This window comes from Nocardioides panacisoli (assembly GCF_039537325.1).
GTDB classification, from domain to species: Bacteria; Actinomycetota; Actinomycetes; order Propionibacteriales; family Nocardioidaceae; genus Nocardioides; species Nocardioides panacisoli.
This window is the reverse complement of record NZ_BAABAH010000014.1, coordinates 99406-121351: the sequence shown is the minus strand read 5'-3', so window position 1 is coordinate 121351 and position 21946 is coordinate 99406. Positions and strand designations below refer to the sequence as shown.

The 21946-nt window shown below is 71.5% G+C and carries 23 protein-coding genes; 16 read left to right on the top strand and 7 right to left on the bottom strand.

Translation table 11 applies throughout. The features are described from left to right. Positions 1-519 precede the first annotated feature (519 nt). A complete protein-coding gene (locus ABD709_RS17235) occupies positions 520-1464 on the bottom strand; it encodes an alpha/beta hydrolase (protein WP_344777679.1) in 945 nt (314 codons plus the stop codon). A 67-nt stretch (positions 1465-1531) separates the two neighbouring features. Here ABD709_RS17235 and ABD709_RS17230 point away from each other — a divergent pair, with 67 nt between their 5' ends. From ABD709_RS17230 to ABD709_RS17200, 7 genes are all read left to right on the top strand, one after another. Beyond that, positions 1532-2074, top strand: coding sequence for a TetR/AcrR family transcriptional regulator (locus ABD709_RS17230; protein ID WP_344777677.1), 543 nt, complete (start codon positions 1532-1534; stop codon positions 2072-2074). A gap of 135 nt (positions 2075-2209) precedes the next feature. Then, positions 2210-2461, top strand: coding sequence for a twin-arginine translocation signal domain-containing protein (locus ABD709_RS17225; RefSeq protein ID WP_344777674.1), 252 nt, complete (start codon positions 2210-2212; stop codon positions 2459-2461). Between the two features lies 1 nt (position 2462). Beyond that, complete coding sequence (locus ABD709_RS17220) at positions 2463-3839, top strand: DUF4331 domain-containing protein (RefSeq protein ID WP_344777672.1); 1377 nt, start codon at positions 2463-2465, stop codon at positions 3837-3839. After that, positions 3836-4198 carry a hypothetical protein gene (locus ABD709_RS17215; protein ID WP_344777670.1) on the top strand — a complete coding sequence of 121 codons (363 nt, stop codon included), beginning with the start codon at positions 3836-3838 and terminating at the stop codon, positions 4196-4198. Before ABD709_RS17220 ends, ABD709_RS17215 begins: the two co-directional genes overlap by 4 nt. Before the next feature lie 96 nt (positions 4199-4294). Continuing rightward, complete coding sequence (tatA, locus tag ABD709_RS17210; RefSeq protein ID WP_344777668.1) at positions 4295-4597, top strand: twin-arginine translocase TatA/TatE family subunit; 303 nt, start codon at positions 4295-4297, stop codon at positions 4595-4597. Between the two features lie 67 nt (positions 4598-4664). Then, on the top strand, positions 4665-5636 hold the full coding sequence (locus ABD709_RS17205) for a magnesium transporter CorA family protein (RefSeq protein WP_344777666.1): 972 nt from the start codon (positions 4665-4667) through the stop codon (positions 5634-5636). A 121-nt stretch (positions 5637-5757) separates the two neighbouring features. Continuing rightward, positions 5758-6846 (top strand): Calx-beta domain-containing protein, encoded by a 1089-nt coding sequence (locus tag ABD709_RS17200; RefSeq protein WP_344777664.1) that lies wholly within the window; start codon positions 5758-5760, stop codon positions 6844-6846. A gap of 27 nt (positions 6847-6873) precedes the next feature. Here the strand turns inward: ABD709_RS17200 and ABD709_RS17195 are convergent, their stop codons facing one another. Beyond that, positions 6874-7023, bottom strand: a complete 150-nt coding sequence (locus ABD709_RS17195; protein WP_344777662.1) for a hypothetical protein — start codon at positions 7021-7023, stop codon at positions 6874-6876. Between the two features lie 73 nt (positions 7024-7096). On the opposite strand from ABD709_RS17195, the gene ABD709_RS17190 reads away from it, so the two are divergent. After that, entirely contained in the window at positions 7097-7669 is a 573-nt protein-coding gene (locus tag ABD709_RS17190) for a YbhB/YbcL family Raf kinase inhibitor-like protein (protein ID WP_344777660.1), read from the top strand. Between the two features lie 4 nt (positions 7670-7673). Here ABD709_RS17190 and ABD709_RS17185 read toward each other — a convergent pair whose 3' ends face one another. The 4 genes from ABD709_RS17185 to ABD709_RS17170 are packed head-to-tail and all read right to left on the bottom strand — an operon-like array spanning position 7674 to position 11462. Next, complete coding sequence (locus ABD709_RS17185) at positions 7674-8441, bottom strand: thioesterase family protein (protein ID WP_344777658.1); 768 nt, start codon at positions 8439-8441, stop codon at positions 7674-7676. 7 nt (positions 8442-8448) lie between these two features. Next, positions 8449-9081: a DedA family protein gene (locus ABD709_RS17180; RefSeq protein ID WP_344777656.1), complete on the bottom strand. Its 633-nt coding sequence runs from the start codon at positions 9079-9081 to the stop codon at positions 8449-8451. Positions 9082-9088: 7 nt separating this feature from the next. After that, positions 9089-9994 carry an alpha/beta hydrolase gene (locus tag ABD709_RS17175; protein ID WP_344777654.1) on the bottom strand — a complete coding sequence of 302 codons (906 nt, stop codon included), beginning with the start codon at positions 9992-9994 and terminating at the stop codon, positions 9089-9091. Positions 9995-9998: 4 nt separating this feature from the next. Further along, the gene (locus ABD709_RS17170) at positions 9999-11462 is read right to left on the bottom strand and encodes a flavin-containing monooxygenase (RefSeq protein ID WP_344777652.1); all 1464 of its coding nucleotides are present in this window, start codon (positions 11460-11462) and stop codon (positions 9999-10001) included. A gap of 126 nt (positions 11463-11588) precedes the next feature. Here ABD709_RS17170 and ABD709_RS17165 point away from each other — a divergent pair, with 126 nt between their 5' ends. The 5 genes from ABD709_RS17165 to phoA all read left to right on the top strand — a co-directional run bounded on the left by ABD709_RS17165 (position 11589) and on the right by phoA (position 16547). After that, on the top strand, positions 11589-12629 hold the full coding sequence (locus tag ABD709_RS17165) for an AraC family transcriptional regulator (RefSeq protein WP_344777650.1): 1041 nt from the start codon (positions 11589-11591) through the stop codon (positions 12627-12629). 202 nt (positions 12630-12831) lie between these two features. Continuing rightward, positions 12832-13743, top strand: a complete 912-nt coding sequence (locus tag ABD709_RS17160) for a cation diffusion facilitator family transporter (protein ID WP_344777648.1) — start codon at positions 12832-12834, stop codon at positions 13741-13743. Next, on the top strand, positions 13740-14075 hold the full coding sequence (locus tag ABD709_RS17155; RefSeq protein ID WP_344777646.1) for a YidH family protein: 336 nt from the start codon (positions 13740-13742) through the stop codon (positions 14073-14075). The genes ABD709_RS17160 and ABD709_RS17155 overlap by 4 nt, the downstream gene beginning before the upstream one ends. 36 nt (positions 14076-14111) lie before the next feature. After that, positions 14112-14681, top strand: a complete 570-nt coding sequence (locus tag ABD709_RS17150) for a TetR/AcrR family transcriptional regulator (protein ID WP_344777644.1) — start codon at positions 14112-14114, stop codon at positions 14679-14681. Between the two features lie 117 nt (positions 14682-14798). Beyond that, positions 14799-16547 (top strand): alkaline phosphatase, encoded by a 1749-nt coding sequence (gene phoA / locus ABD709_RS17145; protein ID WP_344777642.1) that lies wholly within the window; start codon positions 14799-14801, stop codon positions 16545-16547. Between the two features lie 42 nt (positions 16548-16589). Here the strand turns inward: phoA and ABD709_RS17140 are convergent, their stop codons facing one another. After that, a complete protein-coding gene (locus tag ABD709_RS17140) occupies positions 16590-17351 on the bottom strand; it encodes an SDR family NAD(P)-dependent oxidoreductase (protein WP_344777640.1) in 762 nt (253 codons plus the stop codon). Between the two features lie 162 nt (positions 17352-17513). Here ABD709_RS17140 and leuS point away from each other — a divergent pair, with 162 nt between their 5' ends. The 3 genes from leuS (at position 17514) to ABD709_RS17125 (ending at position 21941) form a co-directional block, all read left to right on the top strand. After that, positions 17514-20015 carry a leucine--tRNA ligase gene (leuS, locus tag ABD709_RS17135; RefSeq protein WP_344777683.1) on the top strand — a complete coding sequence of 834 codons (2502 nt, stop codon included), beginning with the start codon at positions 17514-17516 and terminating at the stop codon, positions 20013-20015. Between the two features lie 3 nt (positions 20016-20018). Continuing rightward, on the top strand, positions 20019-20882 hold the full coding sequence (locus ABD709_RS17130; protein WP_344777638.1) for a DegV family protein: 864 nt from the start codon (positions 20019-20021) through the stop codon (positions 20880-20882). A gap of 114 nt (positions 20883-20996) precedes the next feature. Next, positions 20997-21941 carry a helix-hairpin-helix domain-containing protein gene (locus ABD709_RS17125; protein WP_344777636.1) on the top strand — a complete coding sequence of 315 codons (945 nt, stop codon included), beginning with the start codon at positions 20997-20999 and terminating at the stop codon, positions 21939-21941. The last annotated feature ends 5 nt before the right edge of the window (positions 21942-21946 follow it).

The following is a 21946-nucleotide window of genomic DNA, read 5'->3' as shown; positions in this document are numbered from 1 at the left end:
TCTGACTCCAGCGCGACCGGCTCACATCCCGATGCCAGCTCTTCGGACAAGCCACTCCGCGGACCCGCCACACAACACCCTAAACCCGCACTTCCGAAGGTGTCTTGACACAGAAGGGAGCCATGAGAGTGCGCTTCGCACAGAGAAGTGGCGGGGGAGTGGACCAGAAACGGACCAGAAATGGATGCGAGGAGAGCCGATGAGGGCCGGCATCGCCCGAGATCGGCCGATATGCTGATGGCGTCCGTGTCGGTGATCCAGTGCATCGGCCCAGGTCAGGCGGCATTTGGTCTAAGAGCAGCGAGAACGTCCGAAGGCGGAGGTTCGAGGGGGTTACTCCAGAGGGTCAGGGGTTCGAGTCCCCTCAGCTCCACCAACACCGCACGACGAGCAGGCACAGCGCGCTCTCGGGCAGCCAGGCCGGGGCGTTGCATCGCCCGGTGGCTATTCGGACGGAAGTGGGTCCGGATTCAGCGTGGGGCTGCCACTTCTGTCCGAATTCGTGGGCAACTGCAGCTTCTACGGCTCTGGGGCGTCGTGTGGTCTTGCGGTGAGGCGCGAGGGTACGTGCTTTCGCAGGAACGCGGTCTGATCGGCGATGACGGCGTCGAAGCCGTCGCCGACGTAGATGTCGAAGTGCCCGGCGTCGTAGCGTCGGACCTCGCCCTTCGGCGCTTTGGCGGCGTGGCGCAGTGTGGCCGGTGCCGGGGCGACGGTGTCGCGGTCGCAGACGCAGAACAGCGCCGGCTGGGTGAGGTCTTTGGCGCGGCGACCCGGTCGGGCAAGCGGCACGGCGAGTCCGATGCGAGCCGGGACGAGGGACCGGTAATCGGCCTCGGTCATGCCGGACGCTTCAAGCAGCTTGAGCGCCCCTTCGGAGACGTCCTCCGCGCTCATCAGGCCGACCTCGCCGGGGCGGGCCGCGACCTCGACTCGCACGGGTTCGCGACCGGTCGCAGCGGCGATCAGGTCGCGAACCGCAGCGCCGGTCAGGCGAGCCGCCGCCCGCGGCGGGATCCTCCTCAGCGAAGCGAATCCGTCAGTGAACGGGCACTGCGCGATCGACGCCGCAACAGCGGGATCGTCGGCAGCGGTGACGATGGCGTGGCCTCCGCCGAACGAGGTGCCCCAGACCACCACGGCCATCGGGTCGATCTCGGGCAAGGTGCGCGCGAACGCCACCGCCGACCGCCAGTCCTCCCGCTGCCGGGGGATGCTCAGCAGCTCCCTCGGTTCGCCGCCACTCCCTCCGAAGTGGCGGTAGTCGAACACCAGGCAGGCGTATCCCTCGGCCTGGAAGCGCTGGGCGAACGCGGCGAGCCGCATCTCCTTCACAGCGCCCAAACCGTGTCCCATCACCAGGACTGGTGCCGGAGTCGCCTCAGACGCGCCCTCGGGCAGGTACAGCCACGCGTGGCACTGATCCGCGCCGGAGGGGAAGAACAGTTCTCGACGGCCGCTCACGACAGCTCCTCTTGATTGGTATACAAGAGATGCTGGCAGGACTCTTGAATGCCTGTCAAGATGAGGTGTGCCACGTAACCGCCAGGACCAGACCAAGCAGGCCAAGCGCGACGAGATCCTCGCCGCCGCCAGCTCGCTGTTCCTCACCGAGGGGTACGACGGGGCGTCGATGGGCAAGATCGCGGCCGCCGCCGGGCTCACGCCGAACACCCTCTACTGGTACTTCCGTGACAAGGACGAGCTGTTCGTCGCCGTCGCCGACCTGTACCTCGCCCGGCTCCTCCAGCAGCACGCAACAGTCGCCGAAAAACCTCTCGCGCGGCAACTCGTCTGGCTCGTCGACAGCTTGAGGCCGGTGCGACACCTGGTTGCCACCGTGCACGCACGCGTGGCGCGTTCATCGCGAATCGAGCAGTGGCACTCCGGGTTCCACAGGCAGATGGAGACCCTGTTCGAGGACCAGCTGACCATCGAGGTCCCGGAGGCTCGCCGAGCGGCCGAAACCGCCGTCGTCACCTTTGCCATCGAAGGAGCCGTCACCCACGACCTCGATGCCGACGCGACCACGAGCCTCTGTCACTCCCTCGCCAGGCGGCTCGCGGCGGGATAGCGGACGCCGCTCGGACTCCGGACGCGTCGGCCGCAAGCTCGGATTTTGCGACGTCTTCCAATCCGGACTGACGGGCGCCACGAACTCCTGTGTGACGCCGCTCACTTGAGCGTGCGCGCGACCAAGGAGCCCGGCATGAGTGAGACGAACAGGCGCAAGTTCCTCGCAGCGGCAGGAATCGGTACGGCGGCCGGCACCGTCGGCTTGGTGGCGGGAGGATCACCCGCGCGGGCGACACCACATCCCGAACGGGCCAAGGAGCCGCTGCTCGCCCTGGTCGAGGACCACCGAGGTTCCGAGGTGCGACTGCTCGTCGGCGAGCGGGAGGTCGTGGTCCAGGACCGCGACCTCGTCACTCGGCTGCTCAACGCGGCAGGCGGTCGCTGAGATGTCCTCACACCGCGAAGCCCCGGAGATCTCCAAGGACCCGGTTGCCGACAGCACCGACGTGTACGCCTTCGTCAGTCCCGCCGATCCGTCCAAGGTCATCCTGATCGCGAACTTCATCCCGTTGCAGAAGCCGGACGGCGGCCCCAACTTCTACGAGTTCGGCGACGACGTGCTCTACGAGATCCACGTCTCGAACACGAACAAGGCCGAGCCGAACATCAGCTACCAGTTCCGGTTCCACACGCACGTGCGGAACCCAGCGTCGTTCCTCTACAACACCGGGCCGATCTCCGACATCACGGACGCGACCTGGAACAGGCCGCAGAAGTACTCCCTCACCCGGGTGGTCAACGGTGAGGCGAGGCAGCTCGCCAGCGGGCTGACCAGCCCGCCCGTGAACGTCGGACCGCGCAGCACCCCCAACTACGCGGCACTCGCGGAGCAGGCGGTGCACACCGTGGGCAACCACCGTGTGTTCGCGGGGCAGCGGGCCGATGCCTTCCACGTCGACCTCGGAAGCATCTTCGACCTCGGCGCGCTGCGGCCGTTCAACGAGGCGCACGTGATCTCGATGCCCAACATGGGCGGCGTCAACGCGGTGCAGTCCTACAACGTGCACACCATTGCGCTGGAGGTGCCCGCCAAGGCCCTCACCAGGGATGGCGCCGCGCCCTCCGACGTGCTCGACCGCCGATCGACCATCGGAGTCTGGGCCACGGCGAGCCGCAAGAAGGGCAGCGTGTTCGATGCCCAGCAGGGCAAGTTCGTCGGTCGCGGTCCCTGGGTCCAGGTCTCCCGGCTCGGGAACCCGCTGTTCAACGAGGTCATCGTTCCCATGGGCCGGAAGGACAAGTGGAACTCCCTGCCGCCCAACGCCGACGACAAGTTCGCCAAGTACGTCGACCACCCCGAGCTGGCCGGCCTGCTGCCCGCGCTCTACCCCGGCGTCTTCCCGAACCTGGCGGCCTACGACAAGTCACGTGCGGACCTGGACGCGATCCTTCTCACGGGCATCCCGTCGGGAGTGGTCCCTGGATTCACGAACTACACGGGACCCGTGAAGGCGGACATGCTGCGGCTGAACATGGCCATCCCGCCGAGCGACAACCCGAACTCGTTGGGGCTGGTCGCCGGGGATGCCGCAGGTTTCCCCAACGGCCGACGGATCATCGACGACGTCGTGACGATCGAGCTCCGCGCGGTCGCCGGGCTGACCATCCCCCTGGTGGATCCGTCGTACACCCCGGATGGCGCCGCGTCGGCCGTCGAGGACGGCACCTCCGACACCAACGCCGACCTGCTGGACGACTTCCCGTTCCTCGGTCTGCCCGGTGGCGGGTACCAGACCCAGCCCGGCACCACCCAGGCGTCATGAGCACCGAGCACGGCCACGATCACGGTCATCAGCACAGCCACGATCACCACGAGAACCCGCACGCCGGTCAAGGCCCGGTGCTCCTCGACATCGGAGGCGACGTGGGGGCGCTCGTGGTGACCATGCCGTCGGACCGGACCGGGGACGAGGTGGAGATCGCATCCCCCGGAGTGACCCCGGGGCACCACGACCACGTGGCGGTCGTACGCCGACCGGTCCCCGGTGGAGACGTGGCCTCCCTGGTCTTCCCCGAGCTGAGGGCGGGTGACTACGACCTGCGCGAGAAGGGTCACGTCCGCGCCGTCCTGCGGGTCACGATCGAAGGCGGGCAGGTCACGACCGCCGACTGGCCGGCCTGATCGCCTCATCGCGTGGGGCACCCCGAACCAGCCCCGTCAGGGTGCCCCGCGTGCGACAGCACGACCGACCACGAAGGAGACGGAATGATGATCGACATGCCCACGACCAGCTTGGTGGTCTCGCCGATGATCGGGATGCCCCAGGGCTTCGAATGGCTGATCATCCTCGCCGTGGTGGTGCTGGTCTTCGGGGCGGCCAAGCTGCCGGACCTCGCTCGAGGCACGGGGCAGGCGCTCCGGATCTTCAAGGCGGAGACCAAGGCCCTCCGTGACGATGACGAGTCAACCGAGGACCGTCCCGCGGAACCGGTGGTCGTTGCAGACGTGCCGCTCTCGCCGGACGTCCCCTCGGTGGTGGCAGATTCGGCTCCGCCGCGCCGGATCCACCCGGACACCTGAGATCCCGCGCAGCCTGCTCGGATCCCGACGAGCGGGCGCGGCGCGGCGTCGCGAGGATACTGAACGGATGCCACGAACGCGCTGCTACCGCGGAGGAGTCCTGACCGATCAGGACTTCCCGATCGATGAGGTCTCCGAGCACCTGGCGGAGGAGTCGGCGGTCGTGTGGGTGGACCTGTGCGCGCCGGATCTCGACGATCTGCAGCGGGTGGCCGACGAGCTGGGGCTGCACGAGCTGGCGGTCGAGGACGCCGCGCAGGGTCGTCAGCGTCCCAAGTACGACCGCTACGCGGGACACGACTTCCTCAGCGCCTACTCGGTGCAGCTCGATGTCGACAGTGGCCGGCTGGTGACGGCTGAGATCTCCGCGTTCGTCACCAAGACCGCCCTGATCACCGTCCGGCGCGACGAGTCGTTCTCGATCGACGCCCTGGTGAAGCGGTGGGACGACGAGGCCGACCTCACCAAGTTCGGTGTCGGCGCGCTGCTCCACGGCCTGCTGGACTTCCTGGTCGACGGCCACTTCGACGCCGTGGAGTCGCTCGACGACCAGATCGAGCAGCTGGAGGACCTCCTCTTCGACGACCGCCCGCACGACCATACGGTCCAACGCCGCAGCTTCGAGCTGCGCAAGAGTCTCGTACAGCTCCGACGCGTGGTCCTGCCGATGCGGGAGGTCGTCAACACACTGATGCGGCGCGACACCGGGCTGGTCCCCGACCAGCTGATGCCCTACTACCAGGACGTCTACGACCACGTGCTGCGCGCGACCGAGTGGACGGAGAGTCTCCGCGACCTCGTGAACACCATCCTGGAGACCAACCTGACGATCCAGGGCAACCGGCTCAACATCATCACCAAGAAGGTGACGAGCTGGGCCGCGATCATCGCCGTACCCACTGCGATCACGGGGTTCTACGGCCAGAACCTGCCCTACCCGGGGTTCGCCCACCACTCGGGGTTCGTCACGTCGTCGGTCCTCATCCTGGTTCTCTCCGGCGCCCTCTATGTCACCTTCAAGCGCAAGGACTGGCTCTGATCCGCCCGCTCCCGGCAGCAGGGGGTCTCTGGACACGGGCAGGGAGAAGGTCTATATAAGGATCAGATTGCTCCCCCGGGGTCTCGGGCGCTCTGCACGAAGCCGATTAGAGGCGCGGCACATGACGATTGCCCAAGTGATGCGGCGCATGCTCTGCGCGGCCCTCCTGGCCACGGTCGCGGCCGGCGTGGGCCTGTTCGCGGGCGCCGACGCCGCGCGGGCTGACGGTGCAGCAGCGTCCCTGCAGATCAACGACCTGCGGATCGTGGAACCGTGGGGGACCTCGACCCAGGCCTCGTTCACCATCAGCCTGGACGCGCCGGCACCCGTTGCCGTGACGGTGCGCGCGCGCACGTTCGACGGGACCGCCCTCCACGGTTCGTCCTCCCCGGATTACGACGCGAAGGACTCAGTGGTCACCTTCGCCGCCGGCGAGCAGGAGAAGACCTTCGCGGTGACGGTGCGCGGGTCCGGCGTCGACGAGCCGGACGAATGGTTCGGCGTCCAGCTGCTCGAGCCGTCCGGTGCCACGCTTGCGGACGACACCGGCGTCGCCTGGATCGACGACGCCGACCGTGACGGATGGTTCGTCTGCCGTGCGCTGCCGCGGACCGACCCCACGATGCCCCAGTCCTACGTCGAGCGCCCGACCGACTGCATCAGCCAGCAGCACTCGTCCTCGACGGTCCCCGTGGGCACCATCGGGACCATCTCGGCGGCGACAACTCGCGAGACGGCAGAGCCGTCGAGCCCGAATGTCGCGCCGCTCGCGGTCGGGGACGGCGGCCGCGCGGAGGTGACCCTCGGCAAGCTGAGCCTGCTGGCGGGCACGGACACGCCGATCACCGTCGCGGCGGTCGAGTCCTCCGCGGACGCGCGCTGTCGCGTCCTGGGCGCACTCCCCGCTCTGGTGGGCAGCTCGCGCGTGGTCGGCGCGAAGATCGGGGGCCTCGACCTGCCTGACGTGATCGCCGGGTATCAGAGGTACGACCTGCCGAACGGACTCGGCACCGTGGAGTTCAACCGGCAGACCGTGCGGACGTGGACGGAGGGCATCCGCACCTACACCGTGGTCCGACAGGACGCGATCGTCCTCACGCTCACGCATGTCGTGACCGTCGGCAGCCCGCCTCTGGGGGTCAGCGTGGGTGGAACCTTCACGGTAGGGACCAGCACCGCCGGCCACTACGGGAACCCCTGCGTGACGTGAGCGGCGCGAGTCCCTGTGCTCGGGCGATCAGGTGTTGTACCGGAGCCAGAGCGTGACGACGAAGACGAGCGCCACCACCAGCAGGATGCCGAACACGGCGAGCAGCGCGGGCGCCAGCTTCCGCTTCTCGCCGTGCAACGGATGGTTGCTCGTGGGCAGCTCCCGCTCGTCATCCATGGGAGCGGCGGTACCCGGTCGGACGGTCGTGATCCTGGGCCGCGGCGAACGGTGCGTCCCCTACGGTGACGACATGCTCTCGATCGGTGGCCTCCTCAGGAACAGGCGGGCGGGTCAGGACAAGCTCGCCTGGAACCTCCCGGACCTCGCCGGGCCGGACATCCTGGACCTCCGCAGCCCCGAGGTACCGGCGGAGTCGACGATGCCGAGGGAGCACGTGGCCAAGCGCGCCGGCGGCGACAACGTGTCGCCATCGCTGACTTGGGACGAGGCCCCCGCCGGGACCGCGGAGCTGCTGCTGGTGGTCGAGGACCCGGATGCGCCCACGCCGCGGCCATGGGTGCACTGCGTGGCTCTCCTCGATGCGGGCCTCACCGAGCTGACCGCGGGAGCGCTGGGCAAGGGGCGGAACGCCTCGGGCGTGCGGGTGCTGCGCGCGACGATGGGCCGGGGCTACCAGGGACCGGAGGCGCTCAAGGGTCACGGCCCGCACCGCTACGTCTTCCAGTTGTTCGCGCTTCCCGAGCCGCTTCCCGCGGCGCCGGGTGGCAGGCCGGTCGAGCGCGCCGGGCCGCGCGCCGTCCTCGGAGCTGCGCCCGGTCCGGTGCTCGCGCGCGGCCGGTGGGACGTTCTCTTCGAGCGCTGACTCCTCAGAGCGGGCGCACGGTCAAGGCCTGCGCCAGCGTCCCGACGGGTCCGCCCTGGTCGTGGATCACGCTCGAGGTGAGGCCGAGGCCCGTCGTACCGAAGGAGACAGTCGTGTCGAAGCCGACCCACTCACCGCGAGGCTGCTCGAAGAAGTGCGCGGTCAGGTCAACGTTCGGGAACGCGACCTCGGTGGGCGACTCGCGGACCGTCATTCCGTTGGCGATGTCCAGGAGGGCGGTGAAGCGCGCGAGGTCGCTCACGGGCTCGTCTCCGAGCAACGTGGTCCGCGACCGCACCCAGAAGCGCGCGCGACCCGGCTCCTCCTGGTCCCGGAGCACGTCCACCGACCGGACGAAGCCGCCGGGCCAGATCGCCGGGTCCCACGGCTCGAGCGCCGACACCGGCGGCATCGGGGCGAGGCGGGTGCCGGCGACCTGCTTGGTCTCACCCGGGTGGAGCAACCAGGCATGGAGCCGTACGACGTCGCGCCCGCCGTGCCGCAGGCGCGCCTCCACCAGCTCCACCGTCCGCCCCGGTCGCGCGACGGAGACCGACACCTCGACCTGCTCGACCGGCACGGTCCCCAGGATGTCGTAGGAGAGCCGGGACACGGCCAGCCCCTGCCGCCCGCGTCCGTCGCGGTCCCGCTCGACCTCGTGCACGAGCAGCCCGAGCGCGGGCGCGATGTGCTGCTCCTCGGTGTTCCAGGCCCCGCTCACCTCCTGGGAGGCGGCGAAACGGTGGTCGTCGAGCCGGTCGAAGTAGGCCATGCCCCGATCATGGCCGGTCGGTGAGCGCGGCCGCCGCAGCGGTACGGCGTCGCCGCACCTTGTAGACGAGGACCAGCAGCACGACGAGCGCGACCGTGACGACCGCACCGGCGGTGGACACGAGGTGCGCGAGCGTGTGCCAGCTGTTCCCGGCGACGTAGCCGATGAGCACCATGACGACGCCCCACACGACGGCGCCGCTCACGTTCGCGACGGCGAACTTCGGATAGGCCATGCCGGACATCCCGGCCAGGCCGGGGATCATCACCCGGAGGACCACGGTGAACCGGCCGAGGAAGACCGACCAGCCGCCGCGTCGCGCGAGGGCGTTCTGCGCCCGGTCGAGGTGCTCGACCTTGACGAAGCGGCCGAACGTCGAGTCCAGCAACCAGCGGCCCCAACGGCGCCCGACGACGTAGCCGACCGCGTCCCCGGCGACCGCCCCGGCGATCGCCGCGGCGGCGACGGCGACCACCGAGAGGTCGCCCTGGCCGGCGTACACGCCTCCCAGGATGACGGCGGTCTCGCCGGGGAAGGCGAAGCCGAGGAAGGCCGAGGACTCCAGCGCCGGGAGGGCGAAGACCACCAGGAGTGCCACCCACGCCGGGGCCGACAGCAGGTGCTCGACGATCCCGGTCATGGCACGGTCAGCTGTCCAGCGCTGCCGCGCGGGCGAGGGCGGTCGCGAGCAGCTCGACGGCCTGGGTGGACTCCCGGACCAGCCCGGCGTGCAGGTGCATCACGTGCCAGCAGCCGTCGAGGAACTCGTAGTCGACCGGTACGCCGGCCGCGCGGGCGCGCTTCACGATCGTCTCGGCGTCGCCGAGCAGGATTTCGTCCGAGCCGGCGTGGACGACCATCGGCGGCAGCCCGGCGAGGTCGGCCAGGGCGGGGGAGACCGCGGGATCGGCGCGGTCAAGGTCGCCGGCGTAGGCCGGGGCGCACGACTCGAGCCACTCGCGCCGCAGCATCGGGTCGTTCGCGACGGGCTCGAGGTGGTCGAGCGTGAGGTCCGCCCACGGTGAGATCAGCCCGAGCACGCCGGGGAGCGGACCGCCGTGGTCGCGCAGGTGGATCGCGGTGGCGAGCGCGAGGCCACCGCCGGCGGAGTCGCCGACGATCGCGACGCGGCTCGGTTCGAGCCCGCTCTCGAACAGGGCGGTCACGGCAGCGACGCAGTCCTCGACGGCGGCGGGGTAGGGGTCCTCCGGGGCGAGCCGGTAGTCCAGTGCGTGGACCGGGGAGCCGGTCGCCGCGGCGAGGTGCACGGCCAGCGCGCGGTGCGTGCGCCGCGAACCGAGGGTGTAGCCGCCACCGTGGAGGTAGAGGATGGCCCGGTCCGTGGCCGGGGTCCCGACCTCGAGCAGGTCGGCCGGGCGGTCGCCGAGCGTGGTCTCGGTGATGCTGGTGCCCGGTGGCAGCGAGGCGACCCGCCCCAGCGCGTCCAGGGCGAGCCGCTGCTTCGTGACGGGCAGCGACGGGGACAGGATGGGCCGCACCGACGTGCGCACCATCCCGCGCATCACGGTCCGGGGGATGAAGTCGCGAGGCACCTGGTCAGCTCACCTTCTCGTAGTCCGCGGGGTCGAACCGCGCGTGGGTCCTGTACTCGATCCCGAGCGACGGCCAGTTGGTGGTGATCCGCCCGTCCGGCTGGCGGTACCACGACGTGCACGCGCTCCACACGCTGCCGGACAGCTTCTCCTGCACCTTCTGGTCGTAGGCACGCTCGACCTCCGGGCGTACGGCGAGCGGCGCGCCGGTGGTGGCGAGGTGCGCGACGTAGTCGCCGACGTACCTCGCCTGCGTCTCGAGGAAGTAGATGATCGACCCGCCGCCGGTGTTGGTGTTGGGGCCGTACATCACCAGCATGTTGGGGAAGCCCGGGACGGTCAGGCCGTAGTAGGCGTGCGCACCCAGCGACCACTCGTCCTCGAGCTTGCGGCCCCCGGAGCCGGTGATCCGCATGGGGGAGAGGAACTCGGTGGCCTTGAAGCCGGTGCCCCAGATGATCACGTCGGCCTCGTGCAGGGCGCCGTCGGCGGTGACCACCCCGCGCGGCGTGATCTCCCGGATCCGGTCGGTGACCACGTCGACGTTGTCCTGCGCGAGCGCGGGCAGGTAGTCGTCGGAGAACAGCACCCGCTTGCAGCCCATCGGGTAGTCCGGCCAGACCTTCTCGAAGAGGCCGGGTTTGGCCGCGGCCCCCTTGCGCATGTGCCGCTTCGAGCGGGCCCGGAGGACCGCGGCCAGCGGCTTGGCGTAGACCCACGCGAGGCTCAGGCTCTCGACCATGCCGTACCAGGTCGCGCGCTCGACGAGCTGGGTCGCGGGGACCCGCTCGAAGACCTTGTGGTGCAGCTCGGAGAACTCCCGGTCGGGCCGGCCCAGGAGGTAGGGCGGCGTCCGCTGGAAGACGCTCAGCTGCCCGACCTCGGGCTGGATCGCCGGCACGAACTGGATGGCGCTCGCGCCGGTCCCGATCACGGCGACCCTCTTGCCGCGGAGGTCGACGTCGTGGTCCCAGAGGGCGGAGTGGAACATCGCCCCCTCGAAGGTCTCGCTGCCCGGGATGTCGGGGTAGGACGGCCGGGACAGCTGCCCGACCGCGGGGACGAGCACGTCGACGACCACGGGCTCGCCGCGGTCGACCTCGATCGTCCACTTGCCGGTCGCGTCGTCGAAGGCCGCCCCGAGCACCTCGGTGTCGAACCGGCAGTGCCGGCGCACGTCGTACTTGTCGACGACGTCGTTGATGTACTCGAGGATCGCCGGCTGCCGGGAGAACCGGTGCGGCCAGCGCGGGTTCGGCTCGAAGGAGTAGGAGTAGAACGGCGAGGGCACGTCGCACGCGGCGCCCGGATAGGTGTTCTCCCGCCACACGCCGCCAGGGCTGCTGGCCTTCTCGAGCACGACGATGTCGTCGTACCCGAGCCGCTTGAGCTCGATGGTGGCGGCGATGCCGCCGAAGCCGGTGCCGATGACGGCGACCGACGGGGTCGAGGTGGCAGCGGTGCTCATGGGGGCTCCTCGGACGGGTGGGACTCGTGACCGTAACGCTAGGAGACGGCGAGCCGCCCGCACAGGTGATCGATGGCCGAAAAGTTACTAGGATCGGCAACCGGTTCGGGTGGGAGGTGGCGCGGGGTGGTGCACTGGGACGTGCCGCGTACGCCGACCGGCGCCCTGCTGGCGGTCCGCTTCGGCGAGGACCTCGGCGTCCCGGCGGCGGTCAGCCTCCGGGGCACCGGCCTGCGCGCCGACCGGCTCGGGGACCCGCGGCTCGAGGTGACGCCCGCGACCGAGCTCGACATCATCCGCAACATCGTCGGCGCCGCCGGCGACGAGCCCGGCCGCGGGCTGGAGGCGGGCTCGCGGTTCACGCTGTCCTCCTACGGCATCTGGGGGTTCGCGCTCGTGACGAGCCCGACGCTGCGCTCGGCGGTCGACGTGGCGTTCCAGTTCCTCGACCTGACCTTCGCGTTCACGAGGATCGAGCGGCGGCCCGGCCGCGACGGGCTGCGCCTCGTGGTGACGGCGCCGGACGTGGAGCCGGCGCTGCAGCGGTTCGTGGTCGAGCGCGAGGTGGCGGCGATCCGGGTGCTCGAGCGCGACCTGCTCGGTGACCGGGCGCGGCCGGTGGCGGTCGAGTTCGGCTTCCCGGAGCCGTCGGCGGACGTCGTCGAGCGGTGCACGGCGCTCCTCGGCACCCGGCCGTCCTTCGATGCCCCCGAGACGGTGGCGACGCTCGACGCCGGCCTCCTCGACCTGCCGCTGCCGCAGGCCAACGAGGTGACGATGGCGATGGCCCTCGAGCAGTGCCGGGAGCTCCTCGACCGGCGGCACGCCCGCACCGGCGTGTCCGGGAAGGTGCGCGACCTGCTGGTCGCCAACCTCGCCGACCCGCCGGAGGCGCGGCAGGTCGCCGCCGCGCTCGCGGTCTCGGACCGCACGCTGCGGCACCGGCTCGCCGTCGAGGGCACCACCTTCCGCGCCCTGCTCGACGAGGTCCGGGAGCGGCTCGCCGAGGAGCTGCTGGTCCGCGGTGGCCTGCCGGTCGCGGAGGTTGCGGTGCGGCTCGGGTACGTCGAGGTGTCGAGCTTCTCCCAGGCGTTCCGGCGCTGGAAGGGCATGGGGCCGCGCGACTACCGCGCCCGCCACGGCGAGGGCCTCCTCGCGCGGACCTGACGGTCCCGCTGCCGGAGCCTCGCACCACCGCCTGGTGGGATCGGGGTGAAGCGAGGCCCCGGAGCTTCGGGCAACAGCCCTCCTCGGCTTTGTGGGGAAGCCGGATCAAACGGTAACGAGCGGCGCGGACGGCCGTGGGCATGTTGCAGGTGGCGGCGCGGCACGCATCTTCGAGCCTCCGGCCATCTGGGAGACTCGGGGAATGGGTGCGGGCCACGGGCACGGGGTGGCGCCCGGCCACGCCGCCGGTCGCTACCGCTGGCGGCTCGCGGTCACCTTCGCCCTGGTCGCCGCGTTCCTCGTCGTCGAGGTCGTCGCCGGCCTGCTCGCCGACTCGCTCGCCCTGATCTCCGACGCGGGTCACATGGCCGCCGACGTCGTGGCCCTCGGCGCGGCGCTGGTCGCGACCCGGATCGCGACCAGGAAGGACACGACCGGCCGGCGCACCTACGGCTCCTACCGGGCCGAGGTGTTCGCGTCCGGGCTCACCGTGCTCGTCATGCTGGGCGTCGCGGTCTACGTGGTCGTCGAGGCGGTCGGCCGGATCGGGTCGGAGGCCGAGGTCGGCAGCGGCGCGCTGCTCGTCGTCGGCGTGGTGGGACTCGCGGTGAATGTCGTCTCGATGCTGCTGCTCCGCGAGGGCGCCGCCGAGGCGCTCAGCGTGCGGGGCGCCTACTTCGAGGTCGTCGCCGACGCGGTCGGCAGCCTCGGCGTGATCGCCGCGGGCGTCCTCGTCGCCCTCACCGGCAGCGCCTGGTGGGACACCGGCGTCGCCGTGGCCATCGGGCTGTTCGTCGCCGTGCGCGCGGTGCTGCTCGGCCGGCAGGTGCTCGCCGTACTGGGTCAGCACGTACCGGAGGGCATGGAGCTCGAGCAGGTCGTCGCCGACCTCGAGGCGGTCGAGGGCGTCGGCGGCGTGCACGACCTGCACGTCTGGACGCTGACCTCCGGCATGCACGTCGCGACCGCCCACCTCGTCCTCGCCGGCGGCGCGGACGCCCAGGTCGTGCTCCTGCGCGCGCAGACGGTGCTGGCGACACAGCACCGGATCGAGCACGCCACCCTCCAGACCGAGACCGCCCCGACCCGGCAGTGCCACGAGGTGACCTGGTGAGCGAGGCACCCGACCCGCGCTTCTCCCTGGCCAACGAGCGCACCTTCCTGGCCTGGATCCGGACGGCGCTCGCCCTGCTCGCGGCCTCCGCCGGGCTGGCCGTCGTCGACGTGCCGTGGCCGACGGCCGTCGTGCGCGTCCTGGGCTGCGTGCTCGCGCTCTGCGGAGGCGTGTGCGCCGTGCTCGCCTGCGTCCGCTGGCGCGCGGTCGAGGTCGCGATCGGCGAGGGCCGGGCCGCCCCGATCGCGCGCCCGCACCTGCTCGTCGCGATGTCCGCCGCCGTCGGCGTGGTCGCGCTCGCCGTCGTCGTCCTCGTGCTCGCCACGGGCTGACCGTGATCCCGCTGCCGCCGCACTAGGGTGGCGGCCATGGCGAGGTCGCGCGGCCGAGGGCGCACCCGGGAGGCCGTCTTCGCGGCCCTCCGCGAGCTGCTGCTCGAGAACCCGTGGGCGGAGGTGACCCTCGAGGCCGTCGCGAAGAAGGCGGGCGTCAGCCGCCAGACGCTCTACAACGACTTCGGCTCGCGGCGCGGGCTCGCCGAGGCGTACACGTTCGCGATGGCCGAGGCCTACTGCGACGCCGTCGACGACCTCCTCGCCGCCGAGCCCGAGCCGCTGGCCGCCCTCGAGGCCGCGATGCAGCTGTTCCTCACCGGCGCGGCGGAGGACCCGCTGATCCGGCGCGTCCAGTCCGGGGAGGCCCACCACGACCTGGTGCGGATCGTGACCGCGGACAGCGGCCCGCTGCTGGACCGGATCGCCGAGCGGCTGGCTGCCGGCCTGGCCGGGCGCTGGCCGACCGTGGACGCCGCGACGGTCGAGGCCGCGGCCACGCTGATGGCCCGGCTGGCGCTCGGGCTCGTCACGATGCCGCCGCCGGCGGGGGACGAGCTGGCGAAGCGGATGGCGCTGCTCGTGGCCCCGGCGTTCGGAGCCTGACGCGCCACCAGGTGCCTGCCTCGGCTTCGCCCGCCCGACACCGGGGCAACCGGCTGGGTTCACCCGCCACTGATCGGCTTCGGGTGTTCGTGCCCACCCTCAGGAAAGAGACACCCGATGCCCCGATCGTTCGGCGCCTCCCAGCGCGCCCGGACTCTCAGCCTCGTCACCGCGACCCTGGTCGCGGGCGGGGTGCTCGTCACCGCCGGTCTCGCCTCCGGCGACTCCGACACCCCGGCCGACCTCACCCTCAAGGGCGCGGCCCGTCGCCTGGACGGCGACCAGACCGCCTCCGTGCGCAGCGAGGTGAGGAGCGGCCACCCGCAGAACGTGATCCTGCTGATCGGCGACGGCATGGGCGACTCGGAGATCACCGTCGCCCGCAACTACGCCGAGGGCGCCGCCGGGCACTTCGACGGGATCGACGAGCTGCCGATGACCGGGTCCTACACGACCTACGCCCTGCACAAGTCGGGCCCCTACCAGGGCAAGCCGGACTACGTGACCGACTCGGCCGCGTCGGGCACCGGCTGGTCGACCGGCACCAAGACCTACAACGGCGCGATCAGCGAGAACCTCTCCGGCGTCCCGCAGCAGACGCTGCTCGAGCTCGCCAAGGTCAACGGCCTCAAGACCGGTGACGTCACCACCGCCGAGATCCAGGACGCGACCCCGGCCGTGCAGACCGCCCACGTCGCCGACCGGGGCTGCTACCAGCCCGGCCTGAACAACGGCGGCACCGTCACCAAGGGCATGAACAACTGCCCGAACGACACCTACTCGATCACCGAGCAGCAGCTCCAGGTGCGCCCGGACGTGCTGATGGGCGGCGGCGCGAAGTGGTTCGGTGCGAGCGCCACGACCGGCGAGTACGCCGGCCAGACCCTCACCGCGCAGGCGGCCGCTCGCGGCTTCACCACCGTGACCGACCAGGCCGGCCTCGACGCCGTGACCGAGGCGGACCAGGAGCACCCGCTGCTCGGCCTGTTCGCTCCGGGCAACATGCCGGTGCGCTGGACGGGCCCGATCGCCAAGCACGGCGGCTACGCGGACCCGCCCGCCACCTGCACGGACAACCCCAACCGGCCCGCCGCCCAGCCGAGCCTCGCGCACATGACCCAGAAGGCGATCGACCTGCTCGAGAACCCGAACGGGTTCTTCCTCCAGGTCGAGGGGGCCTCGATCGACAAGCAGGACCACGCGGCCGACCCGTGTGGCCAGATCGGTGAGACCGTCGACCTCGACGAGGCCGTCCAGGTGGCGCTCGACTTCGCGAAGCAGGACGGCAACACCCTCGTCCTGCTCACCGCCGACCACGGCCACTCGAGCCAGATCATCAACCCGGAGGACATCAACCCCGCGTCGCCGGCCACGGTCCCGCCGGGCCTCACCACGACGCTGATGACTGCCGACGGAGCGCCGATGACGATCTCCTACGGCACCGCCGACACCGGTGGCTCGCAGCAGCACACGGGCACCCAGGTCCGGCTCGCCGGCTACGGCCCCTACGCGGCGAACGTCGTCGGCCTGACCGACCAGACCGACCTCTACTTCACGATGCGCGACGGCCTCGGCCTGGTCGACGACCCGGCGGACGCCAGCTCCGACGGTGCCGTGACCGCCACCCCGGCCAAGGTGAGGAAGGGCAAGAAGGTGACGCTGAACCTCACCGGGTTCGAGGGTGATCGGCGGGCGAGCGTGAAGGTCACCGGGCCGAACGGCTACAGCAAGACGCTCGACCTCCAGCTGACCGTCGGGAGCGCCTCCGCCCAGCTCCCGATGAAAACCCTCGGCAAGTACAAGGTGAAGACGACCGGCGCGCAGACCGGCGTCGCAGCCTCCACCTCCTACACGGTCGTCGGCTGACCTACACCCGGGTACGGCGTGCGCTCGGGCGCACGCCGTACCTCAGGTGATCGTCAGCCCGCCGTCGACCGCCCAGGTCTGGCCGGTGACGTAGCCGGCGGCGTCCGAGGCGAGGAACACGACCGTGGCGGCCAGCTCCTGCGGGTCGCCCTTGCGGGCCATCGGGATCCGGCCGCGCATCAGCTCGAGGTAGCCCTCGGGGTACTGCTCGGTCATCTCGCTCTCGAAGAACCCGGGCGCGATCGCGTTGACCCGGATGCCCTTGCGACCGGTCCACTGCTGCGCCAGGTCGCGGGTGAGCCCGATCAGCCCGGCCTTCGAGGCGGAGTACGCCGCCTGCGGCAGGCCGGCGGTGGTGATGCCGAGGATCGAGGAGATGTTGATGATGCTCCCGCCCGGCTGCATCACCCGGCCGCACGCCTGAGCCATCCAGTAGCAGCCGTTGAGGTTGACGTCGATCACCTGGCGGAACTGCTCCGGCGTCTCCCGGGTCGCGGGGACGGCGGTGCCGACGCCCGCGTTGTTCACCAGCACGTCGACCTTCCCCAGCTCGGCCATCGCGGCGTCGACGAGCGCGGTGCAGGACTCCGGGTCGCTCACGTCCGTGGCGACGGTGACGGCCCGCCGCCCGGCGGCCTCGACCAGTCGGGCGGTGTCGGCGAGCTTCTCGGCGCGGCGCGCGCCGAGCACGACGTCGGCGCCGGCCTCGGCCAGCGCCTGCGCGAAGGCGACGCCGAGGCCGGAGGAGGCACCCGTGACGACGGCGACCCGGCCGTCGAGCCGGAACAGATCGGTGACAGTCATGCGGCGACTCTAGGGGCGGATTCGTGCGATATCATGGCGGGGTGCGAGTGACCCTGCTTCTTCCCTAGCCGCGTCGACGATCCAGTCGGGTCGACGCGGCCGCCCCTCCCTGCGAGGGGCTTTTGTGTGTCCGGAGCAGGAACGATGGAGAGAGACGAAGCGATGAGCGAGCAGGAGCGGACCGAGCCGGGGTCCTACGACGTCCACGCGGTCGAGGAGAAGTGGCTGCCCGTCTGGGAGAAGCTCGACCCGTTCCGGGCCGACGACGCCGCCGTGCTGGCGGGGGAGCGGCCCAAGCGCTACGCGCTGACGATGTTCCCCTACCCGAGCGGCGACCTGCACATGGGGCACGCCGAGGTCTTCGCCCTGCACGACGTGATCTCGCGCTACTGGCGGTTCCGCGGGTTCGAGGTGCTGAACCCGATGGGGTGGGACTCCTTCGGCCTGCCCGCGGAGAACGCGGCCATCCGCAACGACGAGCACCCGGCGACGTACACCTACGCCAACATCGAGACCCAGCTGGAGTCGATGAAGCGCTACGGCCTGTGCTTCGACTGGTCGCGACGCCTGCACACGTCCGACCCCGAGTACTACAAGTGGACGCAGTGGCTGTTCCTGAAGCTGCGCGAGCAGGGGCTGGCCTACCGGAAGAACAGCCCGGTCAACTGGTGCCCCAACGACCAGACCGTGCTGGCGAACGAGCAGGTGCTGGCCGACGGCACCTGTGAGCGGTGCGGCGCCGAGGTCACCAAGAAGGAGCTGACGCAGTGGTACTTCAAGACCACGCACTACGCGCAGGAGCTGTACGACCGGCTGGATGACCTGCAGGACACCTGGATCGGCAAGGTCGTCAACTCGCAGCGCAACTGGATCGGCCGCTCCGAGGGCGCCCACGTGGTGTTCGAGGTCGAGGGCCACGGCCCGGTCACGGTCTTCACGACGCGGCCGGACACCCTGTTCGGCGCGACGTTCTTCGTCGTCGCGGCCGACGCCAAGCTGGCCGCGGAGATCTGCGCGCCGGAGCAGCGCGAGGCGTTCGAGGTCTACCTGGACGAGGTGCGCAAGGCCTCGGACATCGACCGGCTGTCGACCGAGCGTCCGAAGACCGGCGTCTTCCTGGGGCGGTACGCCGTCAACCCCGTCAACGGCGAGCGGATCCCGGTGTGGGCGGCCGACTACGTGCTGGCCGACTACGGCACCGGCGCGATCATGGCCGTCCCGGCCCAGGACCAGCGTGACTGGGACTTCGCGAAGGCCTTCGACCTGCCGATCGTGCGGACGGTGCAGCCGCCCGCGGACTTCGAGTCCTCGGGGGGCGAGGCGTTCACCGGCACCGGCCCGGCGATCAACTCGGCCAACGACGAGGTGTCGCTGAACGGCATGGACGTGCCCGAGGCGAAGTCGACGATCATCGCGTGGCTGGAGAGCAAGGGCCTGGGCAACGGCACGATCAACTTCCGGCTGCGCGACTGGCTGCTGTCGCGGCAGCGCTACTGGGGCGCGCCGATCCCGATCATCCACTGCCCGGTCGACGGCGAGGTCGCCGTCCCCGAGGACCAGCTGCCGGTCGAGCTGCCCGAGCTGCGCGGTGCGGACCTGAAGCCGAAGGGCACCTCGCCCCTGGGGGCCGCGGCCGAGTGGGTCGACGTCACCTGCCCGACGTGCGGCGGCCCGGCGAAGCGGGACACCGACACGATGGACACGTTCGTGGACTCGTCGTGGTACTTCTTCCGCTACCTGTCCCCGCACGACGACGACCGCGCGTTCGACCCGGCGCTGGCCGAGGCATGGGGTCCGGTCGACTTCTACCTGGGCGGCGACGAGCACGCGGTGCTGCACCTGCTGTACTCGCGGTTCTTCACCAAGGCGCTGCGCGACATGGGCCTGATCACCTGGGACGAGCCGTTCTCGGCGTACCTGTCCCAGGGCAAGGTCGTCAACAACGGCCGCAAGATGAGCAAGTCGCTGGGCAACGGCGTCAGCCTCGGCGACCAGCTGTCGGAGTACGGCGTCGACGCCGTACGGCTGACGCTGGTGTTCGCGAGCCCGCCCGAGGACAACATCGACTGGGCGGACGTGTCGCCGGCGGGTTCCCTGCGTTTCCTGCAGCGCGCCTGGCGGCTGTCCGGGGACGTCACCTCGGAGCCGGGCACGCCGGCCACGGGCGGCGACGTCGCGCTGCGCAAGGTGACCCACAAGACGGTGCACGAGGCCGAGCAGCTGCTGGAGTCCTACCGGTTCAACGTCGTCGTGGCGCGGGTCATGGAGCTGGTCAACGCGACCCGCAAGGCGATCGACAGCGGGTGCGGTCCGGCCGACCCCGCGGTCCGGGAGGCCGCCGAGACCGTCGCGATCCTGCTGTCGCTGGTGGCGCCGTACACCGCCGAGGAGATGTGGGAGCGGTTGGGCCACCAGCCGTCCGTCGCGCAGGCGGCGTGGCTGACCGTCGACCCCGAGCTGCTGGTCGAGGACTCGGTCACCGCCGTCGTCCAGATCCAGGGCAAGGTGCGGGCGCGGCTGGAGGTCGCCCCCGACATCACCGCCGCCGACCTGGAGGCCGTCGCGCTGGCCGATCCGGACGTGGTCCGTGCGATCGACGGCCGGGACGTGCGCCGGGTGATCGTGCGTGCGCCGAAGCTCGTCAACGTCGTCGTCGGTGGTTGAGGTGTGACCACCGCGATTGTCACCGACTCGACCGCGAGCCTGCCGCCGGAGGTCGCGGAGCGGCTCGGCGTCGAGGTGGTGCCGGTGCAGGTGGTCGTCGACGACGTGTCCTACGACGAGGGCGCCGCGGACGTCACCTCGGAGCGGGTGGCGGTCGCCCTCAAGGAGAAGCGGGCGGTCAGCACCTCGCGACCCGCACCGGCGGTGTTCGGCGACGTCTACCGCCGGCTTGCGGCCACCGGCGCCGACCAGATCCTGTCGGTGCACCTGTCCAGCCGCGTCAGCGGCACCTTCGAGTCGGCGCACCTCGCCGCGCGGTCGGCCACGGTGCCGGTGACCTGCGTCGACACCCGCGAGGTCGGGCCGGCGACGGGGTACGCCGTCGAGACCGCCGCCGCCGTGCTCGCGGCCGGGGGAGACCGGCTCGCCGCCGCCGAGGCCGCTCGGGCGCGCGCCGCGGCCTCGTCGTCGCTGTTCTACGTCGACACCCTGGAGTACCTCCGCCGCGGCGGCCGGGTCAGCGCGGCCGGCGCCCTGCTCGGCGGGGCGCTCGCGGTCAAGCCGCTGCTCAGCATCGTCGACGGCGTGATCAAGCCGCTGGAGAAGGTACGGACGTCGACGAAGGCGATCGCCCGGCTCGAGCAGCTCGCCGTCGAGCGGGCCGGCGACCGCCCCGTCGACCTGGCGGTCGCCCACATGGCCAGCGCCGAGCGCGCCGAGGAGCTCACCCAGCGGCTCGGCCAGCGGCTCGCCGGCCAGCTCGAGGGCCGCGAGATCCGGTGCGCCGAGCTAGGCGCCGTGCTCGGCGCCCACGTCGGCCCCGGCATGCTCGCGGTCTGCGTCTCCCCGCGTCCCGACCTCCCCTGACCCCTCGCCGAGGACGGGCCAGGAAGCGTGCACAGGGCGCCGCTGCTGCGGCGTTGTCCACAGGGCTGACACGGGCTCGGTGCGCGTGCCGGACCGGCTGCCTAGGTTCCCGGCATGCGCAGCAGACGAAGCACGGACGCCGCGTGGTCCGAGGCGGCCGCGCGCCGGCTGGCGCAGCTGACCGCGGACCTCGGGGGCGCGCCGCCGGCGGGGTCGGACGACCACACCCGGCCGCGCGAGGACTGGTGGGCCGACCACACGCGGGTGGCGCAGTCGCCCGCCGCCGCGTGGAAGGAGGCCCTGGCACCCGACCCGGACCCGCCGGAGCCGGCGGGGCTCCCGCAGCCGGGCCGGCACGCTGCGCGGCGGAGGCGCTCTCCGGCCTGGCGTCCGGCGACGCCGGCGCTGCCGGCTCTCGGAGCGGCGCAGGTCGCCGTCGTCGCCGTGCTCGCGGCCGTCGGGCTGGCCGCCACCGCGTGGTGGGTCGCGCGCGACCATGCCCAGCCGGTGCAGGCGGTCCCCGTCGCCGAGGCCTCGCCCCTCGTGCCGCAGCCGACGTCCACGGCGACGGCCGCGTCCGCGGCGGCCTCGGGGCCGGCCGGCACGGGGTCGGCCGGTGCGCAGGTGACGGTCGACGTGACGGGGAAGGTGCGCCGGCCGGGGATCGTCGTCCTCGACGCCGGTGCCCGGGTCGTCGATGCCGTGAAGGCCGCCGGTGGCGCGCGACCGGGGATCGACCTGGCCTCGCTCAACCTGGCGCGCCTGCTCGTGGACGGGGAGCAGATCGTGGTCGGCCAGCCCGCGGTGGCACCGCCGGCCGCGGCGTCCGGGGCTCCCGGGGGATCTGCGGCGCCCTCCGGGCCGACCGCGCTGGTCAACCTGAACCTCGCGACGGAGGCCGAGCTGGAGTCGCTGCCCGAGGTCGGGCCGGTCACGGCGCAGGCGATCATCGCCTGGCGCGACGCGCACGGCGGCTTCACCTCCGTCGACGAGCTGCTCGAGGTCGACGGGATCGGCGAGGCCACGCTCGCGCAGGTGACGCCGTACGTGACGGTCTGACCGGT